Origin of the sequence: Albibacterium bauzanense, assembly GCF_004339765.1 — a bacterium.
GTDB classification, from domain to species: domain Bacteria; phylum Bacteroidota; class Bacteroidia; order Sphingobacteriales; family Sphingobacteriaceae; genus Albibacterium; species Albibacterium bauzanense.
The window spans coordinates 16992-35848 of record NZ_SMGO01000002.1 but is presented as its reverse complement, the minus strand read 5'-3'; the positions used below and the strand labels follow the sequence as shown (position 1 = coordinate 35848).

Sequence of the window (18857 nt, the reverse complement as noted above, 5' to 3'; positions counted from 1 at the left end):
TATTGGTTATTGCCAGTCAGGAGTTTGGCTTAATGAACCATTGTTCTTATTAATTTCACTAGTTTGAATAGGTAATAAATACATTTTAGGTAGAAATGTTCTTTTAAGTAGTAAAACGGGAACATATTCTAAATTACCATTAGTATCTTTAAATATATCCATGCCGTAAATTGGTCTGTTTCCAACATCTTCAGCAATTTTCCATCTTCTTACATCCCAGTATCTGTGTTCCTCAAATGCTAGCTCAACTCTACGTTCGTTGTAGATTCTTTGTCTTAATGCTTCGCCTGTTACAGTAGAAGGTATGGCTGGCATGTTAACGCTGGCCCTATCTCTAACTTTTGATAGATATTCTCTTGCTGTAGCTTCGTCTCCTAATTCAAACGAAGCCTCGGCATAGTTAAGATATATCTCGCCCAAACGGAATATTATCCATGGGTTTGTATAGTTGTATTGCCAGCTAAGAGGTGTATTAACGTCTGGCATAAACTTTTTTAATTGATAGTTTGAACGAGGATTATCTCCACTTTCTTTGTAGGTGTCATAGCCCCAGGTATTTCCGTCGGATGCTACCCACATTTCAAAAGTATCACCATGGTATTGGCTTCCATTATGTATAACTGTCGCATCTAAACGTGGGTCGCGATTGCTGTACGGGTTCTGAGGATCATATCCAGAAAGAGGGTTAACACTTTTAGTGATATTGGCCCCACTACCTGAATAAATAAATGGACGCTCGCCATTGATCATGTCATAATCATCTATTAAATTTTGAGAAGGACCGTTACTAGACCACCATCCACCGTAAGCACCATACCTACGACCTAAATTATTCATGGGGTTTTGGTGAGAGTTTGTACTTGAAAACTGTCTGGAAAAGATGATCTCATTATTTGCAGAACCACTTGGTTGATTGAAAAGTGTGGTGTAATCTGGGTGTAATGAATATCCACTATTCAATAGATCTTTAGCGGCGTCTCTTGCTTTTTCCCATTTACTTCGATCATTAGTAGTATTAAAAAGTGGTGAAGCAGCATATAAGAATAATCGAGATTTCAATGCTTTACATGCATCTGCTGTAGCTCTACCAAAATCCGCATCGGTTGAGGCATATCTGGCTGGTAAGTCAGGTATGGCTGCATTCAAATCAGATTCAATAAAAGCGACATTTTCATCAAATGTATTTCTTGTAAAAGAAAATTCATCTCCTAGATTAAAAGTTTTATCTACAATAGGGACACCTCCAAATCTTTCAATGAACTGGAAATAAATAAACGCCCTTAAGAATTTTGATTCAGCAATCAATCTCGCTTTATCATTAAGTTCAAGTGTACTTGATTCCATTTTCTCAAGAAAAAGATTGATTTTTCTTATGTATTTAAAACCGGTGTTCCAATAGTAAATGTTACCCCCGCCAGTCCAATGCTCATTGGATACATTACCAACATTATCTGCATTAAGATTACCTCTTGGGATTACACCTATATCAAAGTCAATACTAGCAAAAGCTTCGTCCGTAGCTTTAGATTGCATGTGTATTTTGAAACCATGTTGTATGGAGTTATATAGCTCTGTTTGGTATGCAGCTAAAAGCTTAGAGTCTGTCCATACGGCATCTTCGCTAATTTGATCTATTGGCGAAAGGTTGAGGATATTATCGCTACAAGAATAAAATCCGCAACTCATTATGATTAATAAAATTAATTTTTTCATTTCCTTCTTTTTAAAATTTAACATTTACTCCTAAGTTTATGGTTCTTAGTTGTGGGTAAACCAATGCAGTTGTTCCTTCTGGATCAGACCACTTATTTTCTTTAGACCAAGTAAGTAGATTGAAACCACTTGCATAGAAGCGCACGCTATTTAATCCAATTGTAGAAGTTAATTTCTTAGGTGCTGTCCAACCTAATTCTAAACTTTTTAATCTAATAAATGTGGCATCGTATAAAAAGAATGTATTTGTTCCTGGTGAGAAACCATCGGATCTAGGCATGGTGCCGTTTGGATTGCTTTCAGTCCATCGATCAGCTGCTCTTGCGACAAAAGCATTCGTAAAATTCGCGTTTCCTAAGTTTGCAAAATTACTATCATAGTTGTAAACATTGGTTTGTCCTTGGAAGAATACATTTAAGTCTAAACTACGCCATTCAAAATTCATATTCATACCGAATACTACTTCTGGAGTAGATGACTTGTCAAATCTGTATTGGTCATCAGAATCAATTTTACCATCATTATTATAATCAATAATTTTAATATCTCCGACCTGTGTGCCGCTTTGATGAGGATAGGCATCTAACTCAGCTTGCGTATGAAATATTCCATCTGCTTTATAAATTAGATTGGCTCCAACCGGATGCCCTGTTACACTTTTCCATGGCGCATTTGGATTTGGTGTTTCATCTAAAAACACGACGTTACTTTTTACATAACCCATGTTCGCCGAGATATTATATCTTAACTCATTAAATGTATTTCTATGGTTTATGATGATTTCATAACCTTTATTATCAACTTTTCCAATGTTTTCGTTTGGTAAGGAAGGGAAACCTAAAATGGCTGGAATTGAAAGATTTCTAGCCGCCAAGATGTTGGTTCTTTTTTCAGTGAAATAAGTAAAATCAAAACCTAACAATCCTTGCCAAAGAGAAGCTTCTAATCCAAAGTCTGTTTTCTTACTAACTTCCCAAGTTATATTAGGATTGGGTAATGTGCTAGAAGTAACTCCTGGTGCATCATTGCTACCAAACACATAATTGCCACCTAATGAGAATAATTGCAAATATTGATATTGGCTTACACGGTCATTTCCAACTTCTCCATAGGTAGCTCTAACCTTTAAATTGTTAACGAAAGGGAGGGCATTTTGAATAAAGTCCTCTTCAGATAAACGCCAACCAGCTTGTACTGCTGGGAAGAAACCATATCTTGTGGTTTTAGGAAAATTTTGAGATCCATTATAGCGGAATGATGTTTCAAACAGATACTTAGATTTGAAATCATAACTTAAACGACCTAAATAGCTGTTATATGCACTTGCTGATGCATTACCTCCATTATTCTTATCTTCAGCAGAACTACTACCTGCATTAATTTGATCGATAGCCGGACTTACAAAATTCTTTCTATAAGCCTCAGTCCAGTTACTTGTATTTTGTTGCTGTTCTTGTCCTACCATGGCCATTATATTATGATCGCCAAATGTATTTTCGTAAGTAAGCCTGTAGTTATATAATTGGGTAGTATACCTAGTGAATCTGTCCCAAAGTTCTACTGTTGAAGCACCAGTACCTTGTTTTAGATCGTACTCTTGAGTATTTACATTGTATTCATGATAAGTATAGGGCAGATTAAATCTTTTTTGAAATACATGACTTAAATCATAATTGTATGAAGCATCAATTCTTAAACCTTTTACAAATGGAACTTTGTAGCCAAGTGTAAATGTAGAATATATAGGTTCGTCTTTGGTATTATTAAAACCTCTTTGGTCTAATAAAAGAGGGCTTTCTCCAAATCTACCCGGTGCGATCAACCCGTTAGGATATCTAGCTACCAATAACGGGCTAGCTTGTAACAAGTTTACGAAATTGATTTCACCTCCAACAATTGAATAGTTCTTTTTACTAAGAATGGCACTTATGTTTGCACCTATACTAAGGTTTTCAGTGATGTTTACGTCAATTTTTCCTCTATAGTTATATTGTTTATAATCGGTAGGATTGTGCTTAAAATCTCCATCTTGGCTCATTGTACCAAAAGAAAGTAAGTATCTTACTGCTTCAGAACCACCAGTTACTTGCATGTTAAGTTTTTGTTGAAGTGAGTAGTCTTTTACTACTTCTCCCATCCAATCGGTATTTGGATATAGAACGGGATCAGAACCATCTCTATATTTTTGTATAGCATCATCAGAGTAGAAAGGTGTTGAGTTTTCAGGTCTACCAGCTCTATAGTAATTACCTTCATTATAAACCTGAGCAAAAGTAACAGCGTCTAGCATATCTGGAATCTTAGTAGGATGGCTAAAAGCATTATTAAGTGAAATGCTAAATTCAGGTTTGCCGATTTCCCCTTTTTTAGTAGTTACTAAAATAACACCGTTCGCTGCACGGGCTCCATAAATGGCAGCGGATGCATCTTTTAATACAGATATGGATTCTATATCCTCATTATTTAGCCGACCAATTAAACTACGTTCAACACCATCAATGATAATAAGTGGTGAATTGTTTCCGGTTGTTCCATTCCCGCGAATTAATATATTGGCATCATCTCTTCCTGGTTCTCCAGTTCGTTGTACGGCTATCATACCTGGTAATTTTCCTTGAAGAGACGCAGTGACGTTAGCACTTGGACTTTTTGTTAGCTCCTCGCCAGACACATCTACTACAGAGCCAGTTAACGTTGCTTTCTTTTGCGTACCATATCCAACTACAACAACTTCATCTAAGGAAGATTTACTTGGTACAAGGATTACATTAATAGTAGATTGATTTCCTACTACCACTTCTTTAGTTTCAAATCCCAGGTATGAAAATACAAGAACTGTATTTTCTCCAGAAGCAGGAAGAGTATAATTACCATCAATACCTGATACGGTTCCAATGTTGGTGTCCTTTACTTTTACACTCACCCCTGGCAATGACATACCAGCATCATCAGTGATCTTTCCCGAAACTTGAAGTTGAGATATTGTAACTCCTCCGAGGGCTTGGTTATTAGAGGTAATTACTCTTGTTATAACGTTCGCCTGTTGTTCAGTTTGTAATAGAATTAAATTATTTGAATTTACAAGTGTTTTGTTTGTTTCTTTAGCCATTATATTTGTCGTGGCCACAATCATAATAGCGGGTAACAATATTCTTTTGATCGACAAATTTTTTGGCGATAGAAATCCTGCATAATACAGGGTAGATTTTTTTACTTTCATAATTTTTTGGGTTTGTTTTTGATTTAGTATGCACCAGAATTGCTGCATACACTTTCTTACATTGCAAAATTGGGTTGTCTTTTATATCATACGCATCACGTTTATAATTGGTTAATAAATGGTGCTACATTTTGGCTGTAGCTTAACAACCAAATAAAGGATTTAGAAAAGACTTATGGTTTTACATAATTACCCTGTTATTAAGGGAAATTACCATTGATTGTAATGTTTCGTATAACTAGTCAGATAGTTTAAATAATATTAGGAGTTTGAAAGATATTAAGAAAATCAGAATCGTTTAAGTCTCTTATTAGTCTGTACTATCTTTTTCGGTCGAACTTACTACATTGCATAAGATCAGGATAACAAGAGACACGTAGAAAAGTAAAAGATTGGCGATGGTAATATTCCTTAATAACAGGGTAATTATGTGTAATCTTAGATTGAATTTAAAGCATTTATTTGGAGGCCAATTATAGTTTACTTTATTTGCCATTTTGGATTGTTCGCTAGTCCGGTAGGTTGGAACTTAATTATATAAAAAAAAGAATTATGAAACTTAATTATCAAAGGTTAATTGCATTTCTAAGTTTGCTTGTTTGTCATGTAACTGCTGTGGCACAAGAAAATGTTTTATGGTATAATGAGCCGGCCAGTAATTGGAACGAATCATTACCTATCGGTAATGGTTATATTGGAGCAATGGTATTTGGTACAACTCAAATGGAACGATTACAGTTAAACGAATCAACCATATGGGCTGGGGGGCCGAATAACAATAATGATGTTAATGCTAAGTCCGGCATTGAGCAGGTTAGGGCATTATTGGTTCAAAAAAAGTTTGAAGAAGCCCAATTAGTGGCCAATAAGTTGTTGGGTCCGAAAGGTAATAGTGGTATGCCTTATCAGCTAGCTGGAAACCTATATATTAACTTTTCTGACCACAAAAATACATCGGAATATAGAAGAGATTTAAATATTGAAGATGCTACCGCATCAGTAAGCTACGTTCATAACGGAGTGCGTTATAAAAGGGAATATTTCACATCCTTTACTGATAATGTTTTAATGGTTAGGTTGACTGCTGACAAACCTAAGATGATCACATGCGATATTACATTGCAAAGCCCACTTAAAGAAAATAAAGAAATCCATATGGGAGATCTGGTTTTATCGGGTTTAGGGAGTGATCATGAAAATCAAAAAGGTAAGGTTAAATTTAATGTTATCACTCGTGTAAAAAATTCTGGCGGTGTTGTTACTGCTGATACGGCAGGCATCAAAATTAATAACGCTGATACTGCAGTAATTTACTTATCTATGGCTACCAACTTTGTAAATTATCATGATATTAGTGCAGATCCCTTTAGTCGTGCACAAAGTATTTTGAATAAGGCTTATAAAAAGGATTTTGAAACGTTATTACATGCTCATTCTAAGTTTTATCAAGAGTATTATAATAGGGTAAAATTAGATTTAGGTATAAGTGAAGCTGCAAAAGCTACTACAGATGTTCGGATTAAAGATTTTGCCAATGGGAAAGACCCGCAATTGGCAGAGCTCTATTTTCAGTTTGGTAGATATTTGCTTATTTCATCGTCTCAACCCGGCTCGCAGCCTGCAAACTTACAAGGTATATGGAATGGCGATTTAAAAGGGGCGTGGGACAGTAAATATACGGTAAACATAAATGCCCAAATGAATTACTGGCCAAGTGAAGTTACACAATTATCAGAGCTGAGTGCACCACTTTTTGATATGATAGAAGACTTATCTGTTACTGGAAAGACGACTGCAAGGGAAATGTACGGTGCAAGGGGATGGTCATTACACCATAATACAGATATATGGAGAATTACAGGTATTGTTGATGGTGCATTTTGGGGACTTTGGCCGACAGGTAATGCCTGGCTTTGTCAGCATCTTTGGGAACACTATTTGTATACTGGAGACCGTGCTTTTCTTAAAAAGTATTATCCACTAATGAAAGGTGCCGCTCAGTATTTTGTTGATGTTTTACAGCCAGAAGAGGAACATGGTTGGTTGGTTGTATCTCCTTCAGTATCGCCTGAAAATGCCTATCTTACTAAAGGCAGAGATCAGGTCTCTGTTTCTGCAGGTACAACAATGGATAATCAGTTAGTTTATGGTCTGTTTACAGCTGTTGCGAGTGCTGCTGCTGATTTAAATATCGACAAAGCATTTGCTGATAGTGTTCTAAGTTATCGAAAGAGACTTCCACCTATGCAGGTTGGTAAATATGGCCAGTTACAGGAGTGGTTAGAGGATATGGATTCTCCAACTGACCATCATCGTCATGTATCGCATCTATATGGTTTGTTTCCTGGAAATCAGATATCGCCATTCCGTAATCCTGAACTTTTTGCTGCAGCAAAAAATTCAATGATTTATCGCAGTGATGTTTCAACAGGATGGTCAATGGCTTGGAAAATTAATTTATGGGCACGTTTACTTGATGGCAATCATGCTTACAAGCTAATAACTGATCAAATTGCGCCTGTAGGAAGAGGATCAGGTGGTACGTATCCAAATCTATTTGATGCACATCCTCCTTTTCAAATCGATGGTAATTTTGGATATACTTCTGGTGTTGCTGAAATGTTGATGCAAAGCCATGATGGATTTGTTTATTTGTTACCTGCTTTGCCTGATGTTTGGGGAAAAGGAAGTGTAAAAGGTTTGGTAGCCAGAGGCGGTTTTATTATTGATATGGATTGGGATAATCATAAAGTAACGCGCTTGGTTGTGCACTCATCAGTTGGTGGTAATCTTCGTGTAAGGTTAAATCAGGCTGAAACAAACAACTTGCTGAAGAAGTCGAGTGGAGTTAATCCAAATCCGCTATATAAAATAGTAAATATACCTTCGCCCCTTATTAAGCCATCAAATAAGGATCTAAGTGTTTCTATGCCTGAGAATTGGCTTTATGATATCAAAACTAAGAAAGGGAAAAGTTATACATTAATTGGAGGATAAAGTTATATGATATTTACTATTTTAGCAGAAGTACATTATGCTTTTCTATTAAATGAAAGTTTAGGAAATCTATGCTTGTGCCTAACCTAATTATGAATGAAAACCTAGTAAGTAATAATTAAATATGAAAATAATACTACAGACGAAAAAGTTTCTTTTTATTGTAAGTATGCTTGTTGCATTTACAGCCCCTGCCTATTCACAAGATATTGTGAAACAAGCTCCTGTTGGTTTTGATGTCTATCAGGAAAATATATTACACGGTAAGATCGATACTATTAGTTACGAGTCCAAAACTGTTGGCACCATCCGCCGAGCATTAGTTTATACTCCGCCAGGTTACTCAGAGAGTAAAAAGTATCCTGTACTATATCTTTTACATGGCATTGGTGGCGATGAAAAGGAGTGGTACAATGGAGGTCAACCACATGTGATCTTAGATAATCTATATGCTCAAGGAAAGTTAGAGCCAATGATTGTGATAATGCCTAATGGAAGAGCCATAAAGGATGACCGTGCAATAGGAAACCATATGGCGGCTGATAAAGTAGCAGGCTTCGCAGTCTTTGAAGAAGACTTACTTAATGATTTAATTCCCTTTGTAGAACGTAATTTTCCTGTTTTAACAGATAGAGAGCATCGTGCTATTGCGGGGCTTTCAATGGGTGGAGGACAATCTTTGAATTTTGGTTTAGGTAATTTAAACAAATTTGCCTGGGTTGGTGGTTTTTCTTCAGCTCCAAATACAAAAGCGCCAGAAAAGTTGATTCCTGACCCTGATGCTGCAAAAAAGCAATTAAAGTTGTTATGGATATCATGTGGAGCTGACGACGGGTTAATTGGTTTCAGCAAACGCACACATGATTACCTTGTTGAAAAAGGGGTTCCACACATTTATTATATAGAACCAGGAGTGCACGATTTTAAAGTATGGAAGAATGGATTATATATGTTTTCTCAATTAATCTTTAAGCCAGTTGATGTGTCTACTTTTACAAAATATGTTTATAAATGAAGAGGCAGACAAATCGATCTATTAACAGCTCTGGCTTCATTTATTTCATGCTAATTTTTAAATATTAAAATAATAATATATATTTACGTTTAGGATGCGAACGTTGGCATTGGTATTATTGATCTAATATTGTCAGCATTATTAAATTTGGTTATTGATTGGTTGATTGCCAACGTTTGCATTTTAAATAAACCATAATAAACAATTTTTTATATGAAGAAGATTTTCTTTTTAATGCTGTTTAGCGGTGTTTTGCTTAGCAGTCTTGCAAACGGTATTTATAACCATTCAATTAATATAAGAGACAAGAATGACAAACAGCAACCTCCGGGGCGTAGGGCTGAAGTGTTATTTTTAGGACATAAAGATACGCATCATAATTCCGGGAAGTTTGCTCCTATGCTTAGCATTCCTTTGTTTGCCCGTGGTATTAATATCACTTATACTACCGATACGAATGATCTTAATGCAGCAAATTTAAATAAATATGACGGGCTGATTATCTATGCTAATTATGATAAGATCTCTCCGGCTAAAGAAAAAGTGATAAAAGACTTTGTAGAAGGCGGAAAGGGATTGATCCCGATTCATTCTGCATCAGCGAGTTTTGTTAATTCATCGTGGTATATCCAAGCTATTGGAGGTCAGTTTAAATCGCATAAAACCGGTCATTTCACCGCAGTAAATGTTAACAAGACTCATCCGGTTATGGAAGGTATTAATGAGTTTGAGACCTGGGATGAAACCTATGTTCATAGTAACATAAATCCTGATAAAACGGTATTGCAGGAACGTGTAGAAAATGGTGTGAAAGAGCCTTGGACCTGGGTTCGTAATCAGGGAAAAGGAAGAGTGTTTTATACTGCTTACGGTCATAATGACAGCACCTGGACAAATCCGATGTTTCAGAAGTTGATTGGAAACGGAGTATTGTGGGCTATCGGTGATAAAGTTCAGGCTGAAATTGCAGCATTTAAAACTCCGAAGGTTTTATATAACGATACGATCATTGTTCCTAATTATGAGAAACGGGATCCTGCACCAAAGTTTCAATATGCCTTGACACCCGAAGAGTCTATGGATTTAATGCAGGTACCGGTTGATTTCGAAGTTAAACTTTTTGCAGCAGAGCCTGATATAACGAATCCGATTGCGATGTCTTGGGATGAAAGAGGGCGGTTGTGGATTGTAGAGTCAGTAGATTATCCAAATACTTTTGTGGAAACGGATGGTGCTGCTAACGATCGAATTAAGATATTAGAAGATACCGATGGTGATGGAAGAGCAGATAAATTTACAATTTTTGCAGATAGTCTTAATATCCCTTCCAGCATCGTATTTGCGAATGGAGGTGTGATTATATCGATGGCTCCCCATATGGTTTTCTTGAAGGATACAGATGGGGATGATAAAGCGGATCTTCGTCAGGAATTTATGGAAGGTTGGGGTAAGAATGATACACATGCAGGACCTTCAAATTTAAGATATGGTTTTGATAATAAGATTTGGGGGGTAGTTGGTTATTCTGGATTTAATAATACCATCGATAATAAGAGTTTTAGGTTTGCTCAAGGAGTTTATCGTTTTAACCCTGATGGCACTGATTTTGAATTTTTAGCAAATTCGAATAATAATACCTGGGGTTTAGGATTTACGGAAGATAATAATGTTTTTGTTTCTACAGCCAACGGTAATCACAGTGATTATTACTCAATGCCTTATCAATTGATGCAAAGACCTTTCCCTGAAAGAATTGTTCAAGCTTCTGATACACAGAATAGCAATGGAAGACCTGGAGGAAGAAATGTTGCTCAACAAGTTATTCCTCTTTCCATCATTCAGGGTCACGGTGATATGCATACGCTTACTCCTAATTTAAGACAGGTAGATGTGCATGGAGGTTTTACTGCCGCGGCTGGTCATGATTTTTATACGGCTAGGAATTTTCCTAAGGAATATTGGAATCGCATTGCATTTGTAAATGAGCCTACTGGTAGACTTACTCATAATGCAATAATTGAGCGTAGTGGAGCAGGTTATAAAGAGGTAGATGGATGGAACTTATTAGCAAGTTCAGATGAGTGGGTAGGTCCCGTTCAGGCAACGGTTGGTCCGGATGGTGCTGTTTGGGTTGCTGATTGGTATAACTTCATTATTCAGCATAACCCTACTCCTGGACCTACCGTTTCTGAAGGAAAGCAATTTATAAATGGTCAGGGTAATGCTTTTATTACTCCAATGCGTGATCTAGACCGAGGTCGTATTTACCGAATTGTTTATAAAGATGCTAAACCTTATACCCCCATTAGTCTTTCTAAAGATAACACGGCTGGTTTATTAGGCGCTTTGGAAAGTGATAATTTATTTTGGCGATTGACTGCACAACGTTTATTGGTTGAGAATAATAATAAGGCAGCAATACCGGGATTGATTAAACTAATTAATGATAAAAAAGTTGATGAAATTGGTTTGAATGGCCCCGCAATTAATGCTTTATGGACCTTGGAAGGTTTAAAAGTATTAGATGGCTCTAATTCTGAGGCTTCTCAAGCGGTAGTTGGTGCTTTATCTCATCCTTCTGCTGGTGTCAGAAAAGCTGCTCTGGAAGTGCTGCCTAAAAATGAGCAGACATTTGCATTGATTCAAAAGGCTGGTTTATTAAAGGATCCTGATCTGAATACGCGCATGAATGCGTTCGTTGTTGTGGCTCAACTTCCGACTTCCGTAGAAGCAGGTAAAGCATTATATACAGCAAGTCTGGATGCTGAGAATGCGAAAGATGAGTGGATTTCAAAAGCTTTGTATGCAGCAGCTATAAGACATCAAGATGGATTTATGTCATCAGTGCCGGCTGGATTTAAGACTTCAGGTACAACCGAATTGACCTTAACTCAACGGGTTGTTCAGGGTTTGAGTAACGAGATATATTCCTTAGCTCGCAGACAAGGTTCTGTTGGCGCAGTAGCTTTTAGCCCGGATGTGGTTGGCAAGGAAATTATCATTAAAGCTGCTATTGGTCGTGCAAGCCAGCAGGATGGCCGTCCAAATGGCCCAGGAGGTCAGCAGGTTGCTATTGATCCGAATGCACCTATTCAAGGTTTTATAGCGGGTCAAGGTGGAAGAGAAAACGGTTATGGAGTCTTTATTCAGGACGGCAAATTAAATATGATCGTTCGGCAGGATGGTAAATCTTATGTGGCTGTTTCAAATGCTGCTTTACCAGAAAAATATGAATTGGTTGCTAAGTTACTGGCAGGTGGAGAAATGAGTATCGAAGTGGACGGTAAGCAGGTGGCTAAGGGTAAGGCTCCCGCATTATTTACCAAGACATTAGACCTGAATTTGCGATCTTCTCAGGATCTTCAAGAACCTACTAATGATAAAATTGGTGATTATGAAGGTACATTCAGATTTACCGGGAGTATGGAAGATGCTACCATTGAATTAAGAAAACCAGGCACCGCTAAGACAGTTGTTGCAGAAACGGCTAAGCCTGTGAATGCACCTGCACAGGATGTAACGGTATTACAAATAGATGTTGTTCCAAATGCGATGGCATTTAGTAAGAAGTTGGTAACGGTTAAAGCTGGTCAAAAAGTACGTATTCGTATTGCAAATCCAGATCAAATGCAACATAATTTAATTATTATTAAACCAGGAACACTAAATAAAGTAGGTGCGGCAGCCGATGAAATGGCACTTAATGCGAATGCAGCCTCTTTGTCCTATGTTCCCCGCATTCCAGAAGTGTTGCATGCTACAAAATTGTTAGATCCGGACGAAAGCACTGTCTTAGAATTTACTGCTCCATCACAGGTAGGGGACTATCCTTTTGTATGTACATTCCCGGGACATTGGAGAATGATGCAAGGAGTAATGAAAGTAGTTAAATAAGTTTGACTTTATTAAAAGGAAATTAATTTATGGGCTTAGATATTAAGTTTGGTGTTAGTACATGGCTTTGGACATCGCCATTTAATTCTGATACATTATCTCTTTTTCCCAAAATAAAGCGGATGGGTTATGATTTTGTTGAAATACCAGTAGAAGACCCTTCTTTAATTGATGTAGAGAAAGTAAATGAAGCTCTCTTAAAAAATGATCTAAAAGCGATGATTTGTGGGGCATTTGGTCCAAGCAGGGATTTTACAAATGATGATCCTGTTTATCATCAAACTAGTTTTGATTATATTCATGCTTGTGTGAAAGTAGCTAGTGCATTGGGATCTGAATCTGTTTCAGGCCCCATGTACTCTTCGGTGGGAAAAGCACGCTTGGTATCTCCTGATCAGAAACGGATTGAATGGGATCGTGCTGTAGTTAACATCAGAAAAGCATGTGTAATGGCAGAGGATTTCGGTGTAGAGTTAGCTATTGAACCTCTTAATCGTTTTGAATCGGATCTTGTAAATACTGCTGAAGATGTAATGAAGCTGATTAAAGATATTGATCATCCTTCAGCTAAGGTTATTCTGGATGGCTTTCATATGAATATTGAAGAACGAGATATTGAAAAAGCTATTATTTCCGTTGGAGATAAGCTTGTTCACTTACAAGTATCGGAAAATTACAGAGGTACACCTGGAACGGGTGAAACTAATTGGGGAGCCTATAAACGTGGGTTAACAGCAATTAATTATAATAAAACTGTTTCTATTGAAAGTTTTACTCCTGACAATAAAGAGTTAGCAGGTGCTGTTTGTATGTGGCGACCTTTAGTACCAAGTCAAGATGGTTTTGCCGAGGAAGGTTTGCAGTTTTTAAGAAAGTGGTCGCAAGAGAAATAAATGATTATTAGATACGATTTTTAATAAGGTAAATAGAATTTGAAATGAGTAATAAGCCAATAAATATAGCGATAGTAGGATTAGGGTTTGGGGCGGAATTTATTCCGATTTATCAAAAGCATCCAGATGCAAATATGTATGCTATCTGTCAGAGGAATACAGAGAAACTGGAGGAAATTGGTAATGCTTTTGGGATTGAGAAGCGATACACAGATTTCGATGAATTGTTGAAAGATCCGGAAGTTGATGCGGTTCATATCAATACTCCGATTCAGAACCATGCGGAGCAGTCAATTGCAGCCTTGCGTGCAGGAAAGCATGTTGCCTGCACAGTTCCTATGGCTACCAGTGTTGAGGATTGCAAACGAATCGTCGATGCTGTAAAAGAAACCGGGCTTACCTATATGATGATGGAGACCGTGGTTTATAGCCGGGAGTTTTTGTTTGTAAAGGAATTATATGAAAATGGCGAATTAGGCAAGATTCAATTTCTGCGCGGATCGCATCAACAGGAAATGGGTGGATGGCCAGGTTACTGGGAAGGATTACCGCCTATGCATTATGCTACCCATTGTGTTAGTCCGGTTTTGGCACTTCCAAAAGCTTCTGCTGAATATGTTTCTTGTTTCGGTTCTGGTAGGATTGATGAAAATCTGATACCAAAATATGGTTCTCCCTTTGCGATTGAAACTTGTCATATTAAGCTAAAGGACTCCGATCTGTCAGCTGAGGTAACCCGTTCATTGTTTAATACAGCACGTCAATACCGGGAGAGTTTTGATGTGTATGGTTCTAAAAAATCTTTTGAGTGGACATTGATTGAACATGAAGATAGCGTTATTCATACCGGAGAAAGTCCGGAAAGAGTTAAGATTAAGGATTATGCTCACTTATTACCTACAGAGATTCAAGAATTCACAACTGAATCTGTGTATGATTTAGAAGGGCATCAGCATCTTTCTTTCATCCAGGGATCCGGACATGGTGGTTCTCATCCCCATTTAGTTCATGAGTTTGTAAGTTCATTATCGAAGAATCGTCAACCCTATCCTAATGCAGTTGAGGCGGCTAACATTACCTGTGTAGGTATTTTAGCACATGAATCTGCAATGAAAGGAGGAGAGATTATGCATCTGCCTGAATTTACCTTTAGTTAAAATTGACTCTTATTATTGTTGCTTATTTAAACGTCAGATTTTTTGCATTGTAACAAAAATCTGACGTTTAATTTTTAAATTGTAACGAATTTTAAAATTATAGCTTTATGAAGAAAGTTGTCTTGCTATTACTAGGGAGCATAATATGTTCGAATTATGTATTCTCTCAAAGTTCTGTTCCCACTTCGAATTTTGACGCATTCGAGAAACCAGGTGAAAATTGGTTGATTGTTTCTGATTTAATAACAGATTTTAATAAATCAACAACAAAGTTTGTTAAGGGAAATGGCATTGTTGTGAATACTCCAATGAAAGGCGCAACTAATTTAGTATCTGGATTGCAATTGGAGGGCGATACTGAAATAGATTTTGATTTTTTAACAACTAATGGAAGTAATTCTGCCGTATATATAATGGGACGTTATAAGATCCAATTATCTGATAGTTGGCCGGAAAGTCAAAATCCCCTATCTAGAATTGGAACTATAGATGTTAATAAAGCAGAAAGTAGTATTTCCTTTCATACAAAGCAGCCTATAAGTAATGTTGGGAAAGCACCTGGTTTATGGCAACATTTAAAAGTGAAATTCAAATCTCCTACTTTTGATAGTTCAGGGAAGAAAGTAGATAAAGCAAGTTTTGCTGAGGTATATTTGAATGGAGTGCTTATTCATCAAGGCATTTCATTAGAAGGTCCTTCTGATGGAGCGATTTTTAATGATGAAAGTACAAAGGGGCCTCTCGTTTTTCAAGCAGATGAGAACCATGTTTTAGCATTTAGAAATATAAGTTATAAAAGCTTCGAAGAACCTGTTCAACAATTAACCGGTGATGCTGCCAGGCGATTTCGTATGGTTAATCCTATTATAGTAGAAGCTAAAGCAGAACCATATGTATTAAGAAGTTATTTATTGTTCGACAATGGCAAGCGCACGCACGTAATATCAGTAGGAAATCCTAATCATACTAATTATTCTTATGATTTAAAACAAGGATCCATTTTACAATTTTGGCGAGGAGGATTTGTTGATGCGACTGATATGTGGGAGTCTAGAGGTGAACCCCAGTTAGCTACCCCACTTGGAGCGTTGATTACTTTGTCTTCTGCACCATCGGTTGCTTTATTAAGTAATTCAGATTCTATATGGCCAGATTCAATTCCATTTGATGATTTTCATAATAAAGGCTATTCTCTAGATAATAACAAAAATGTAACTTTCCATTATGAGTATAGTGGATTTAATGTTGATGATAAAATTTCAATGGTAGCCAATGGAGAATCTTTGATAAGAGAGGTTAGTGTTACTAATGCACCGACAAATTTATATTTTAGAATAGCAAGCGGTAAAGTGATAGAATCTTTAGGGAAGGGTTTATATGTTATAGACGGGAAATCATATTATATAAAAGTAAATGAACGTTTGAAGCCTATTATTAGAAAATCGCGAAATGCAGACGAACTTGTAATCGCATTTAGTAAAAACATCTCCTCATTGGAATATTCGATCATCTGGTAAATTAATCTGACATGAATCTGAAAATAAATTATATAAAATATTTAGCAGTCATAGGTGTTCTATATTCAACAATTAGCTTTGGACAAAATAATAGTATAAATAATTCTACAGCTAATGATACTGTTAAGATATACACCGAAAATGATATTTATCGGTTAAGTACAGTGCCTATTCCTCAAGGGCTTCTTCTTGAGGTAGGTGGAATGACATTTTTGCCTAGTGGTTCACTGGCAGTTTCTACACGTCGAGGCGAAGTTTGGATTATAGACAATACTTCAATGAAGGATAGAAGGCAGCCAACTTACAGATTATTTGCTCAAGGTCTACATGAACCTTTAGGTTTAAATTATATTAAAGGAGATATTTATGCTGTACAACGTTCTGAATTAACTCGTTTGAGAGATTCAGATGGTGATGGTAAGGCTGACCAGTATGAAACAATGTATTCTTGGCCTTTGTCTGAAACAGGAAATTATCATGAGTATGCTTATGGACCATTATTAGATAAGAATGGTGATATGATTGTAGCGTTGAATCTTGGTTGGAATGGGAATAGTGAAAGCCTTTCAAAATGGCATGGTTGGATGCTCAAATTTTCTCCAGATTTTAAAATGACACCTTTTGCGGCCGGATTTAGATCGCCAGCGGGTATGGGGTTAAATAGTTCAGGAGATATATTCTATTCTGATAATCAAGGTCACTGGGTGGGATCAGGCTTTATTTCACATGTTGCGGAAAGAGATTTTATGGGAAATCCGAGTAGCTTGAAATGGTCTGGAGAACCCGAGTCGAATATAACATTGAAACCTTCAGATATTCCAGATACAGGAAAGCCTATGTTTGAAGTAGCTAAAACCGTTAAAGGAATTAAAACGCCCGCTGTATGGTTTCCTCACACGATATTAGGGATTTCTACATCAGGGATTCTTAATTATAATAATGAAGGAAAGATGGGGCCATTTGAAGATCAATTGTTTGTTGGGGATCAAGGTCATAGTAAAATTATGCGTGTATTTCTTGAGAAAGTGAAGGGTGTTTATCAAGGAGTTGTTTTTCCTTTTCGGGAAGGATTTTCCTCAGGTATATTAAGAATGAATTGGGGTCCTGATGGAGCCATGTTTGTTGGAATGACATCTCGCGGTTGGGGATCTACAGGAAGTGCTCCGTTTGGATTGCAGAAGCTGGAATGGACAGGTGTTATGCCCTTTGAAATGAAAACAATTAAGGCGCAGCCTGATGGTTTTGAAATAGAATTTACATTGCCAGTTGATGAAAAGTCCGCTCGTGATGTATCATCTTATAGTATAGGAGACTTTATTTATAAATATCATAGTACGTATGGAAGTCCTCCGATTAATCAAGCAGATCGTGCGATTAAGGCAATTGTCGTGTCTGAAGATAAAATGCGCGTTCGACTAGTTTTAGATAGTTTAAAAGAAGGATACATACATGAAATAAAAGCTGAAGGTGTTTTATCTGCAGAACAACGTCCTCTATTACATAATTTTGGGTATTACACATTGAATAATATACCTAATGGAGAGAAGGTAATAATTACAGATGATAACAGAGTTGAAATGTCAATGGGTCATGATCATGAATCAATGGTTAGTAATTCAAATACAACTCAAGCAGTAAAAGATCAAGAAGTTTTAGGTAAACATACGGTACAAATGCCTGCAAATTGGGGTGGAAAAGCCGATCTTACGATAACACTGAGAACATTGTCGGGATTGAAGTTTAGTACAGATAATATTACTGTAAAAGTCGGAACCAAGCTTAAGTTAGTTTTTAATAATAACGATGATATGCTTCATAATTTTGTAATGACGGAAGTTGGTGCAGGAAATGAAATCGGAGAGTTAGCGTTGAAATTAGGCGTGCAAGGAGAGAAGATGAATTATGTTCCTAATAGTTCTAAGGTTATTGCATATACTAAAATTTTGCAACCAGGGGAAACACAAGCAATTTATTTGAATGTGCCAAATACTCCAGGAGTTTATCCTTATATATGCTCTTACCCAGGTCATTATCTTGTAATGAGAGGAGTTATTCGAGTAGTTAAATGATATTGGATTATAATCTAAATTATTGATACTTTAATTTTACTGTGCGAACGTTGGCCCTGTGTTTAATTTTGCACTTGTTGCATTAGAAGTTATTGTTTGTTGCATTAATATTGCATAATATTTATAATAACACATTTTTTAAAGACCTTTGCCCTTCTCTGCTAAGATTTAATAATGATGGTGTCTTTTAAAGCTCAATTAAATATTTTTTTCTTTTTTGCGTTAATAAGAAATAATTTTTATATTTACTAAGTTTATGCAAACGTTGGCATCCAATATAATCTAAATTTTGATTTACTAAATGTTAATTAGTTGTTGTATTGCCAACGTTTGCATAGATTATAAACCAATTTTATACACTGAATACCTATTGTCCTAAATT

The 18857-nt window shown here is 36.6% G+C and carries 9 protein-coding genes; 7 read left to right on the top strand and 2 right to left on the bottom strand.

Features of this window, described 5'->3' with window-relative positions; genetic code table 11:
• Positions 1-6: 6 nt before the first annotated feature.
• Both C8N28_RS06015 and C8N28_RS06010 read right to left on the bottom strand, forming a co-directional pair.
• Positions 7-1713: a RagB/SusD family nutrient uptake outer membrane protein gene (locus tag C8N28_RS06015; RefSeq protein WP_132222637.1), complete on the bottom strand. Its 1707-nt coding sequence runs from the start codon at positions 1711-1713 to the stop codon at positions 7-9.
• A gap of 10 nt (positions 1714-1723) precedes the next feature.
• Positions 1724-4933, bottom strand: coding sequence for a SusC/RagA family TonB-linked outer membrane protein (locus tag C8N28_RS06010; protein ID WP_221410210.1), 3210 nt, complete (start codon positions 4931-4933; stop codon positions 1724-1726).
• 552 nt (positions 4934-5485) lie between these two features.
• Here C8N28_RS06010 and C8N28_RS06005 point away from each other — a divergent pair.
• From C8N28_RS06005 to C8N28_RS05975, 7 genes are all read left to right on the top strand, one after another.
• Positions 5486-7930, top strand: coding sequence for a glycoside hydrolase family 95 protein (locus C8N28_RS06005; RefSeq protein ID WP_132222635.1), 2445 nt, complete (start codon positions 5486-5488; stop codon positions 7928-7930).
• A 124-nt stretch (positions 7931-8054) separates the two neighbouring features.
• Entirely contained in the window at positions 8055-8945 is an 891-nt protein-coding gene (locus C8N28_RS06000; protein ID WP_132222633.1) for an alpha/beta hydrolase, read from the top strand.
• Positions 8946-9158: 213 nt separating this feature from the next.
• Positions 9159-12839 (top strand): PVC-type heme-binding CxxCH protein, encoded by a 3681-nt coding sequence (locus C8N28_RS05995; protein ID WP_132222631.1) that lies wholly within the window; start codon positions 9159-9161, stop codon positions 12837-12839.
• Between the two features lie 29 nt (positions 12840-12868).
• Positions 12869-13732, top strand: a complete 864-nt coding sequence (locus tag C8N28_RS05990) for a sugar phosphate isomerase/epimerase family protein (RefSeq protein ID WP_132222629.1) — start codon at positions 12869-12871, stop codon at positions 13730-13732.
• A gap of 44 nt (positions 13733-13776) precedes the next feature.
• Positions 13777-14889 (top strand): Gfo/Idh/MocA family protein, encoded by a 1113-nt coding sequence (locus C8N28_RS05985; RefSeq protein WP_132222627.1) that lies wholly within the window; start codon positions 13777-13779, stop codon positions 14887-14889.
• Between the two features lie 107 nt (positions 14890-14996).
• Entirely contained in the window at positions 14997-16406 is a 1410-nt protein-coding gene (locus C8N28_RS05980; RefSeq protein ID WP_132222625.1) for a family 16 glycoside hydrolase, read from the top strand.
• Positions 16407-16417: 11 nt separating this feature from the next.
• The gene (locus tag C8N28_RS05975; protein ID WP_132222623.1) at positions 16418-18475 is read left to right on the top strand and encodes a plastocyanin/azurin family copper-binding protein; all 2058 of its coding nucleotides are present in this window, start codon (positions 16418-16420) and stop codon (positions 18473-18475) included.
• Positions 18476-18857: the final 382 nt, after the last annotated feature.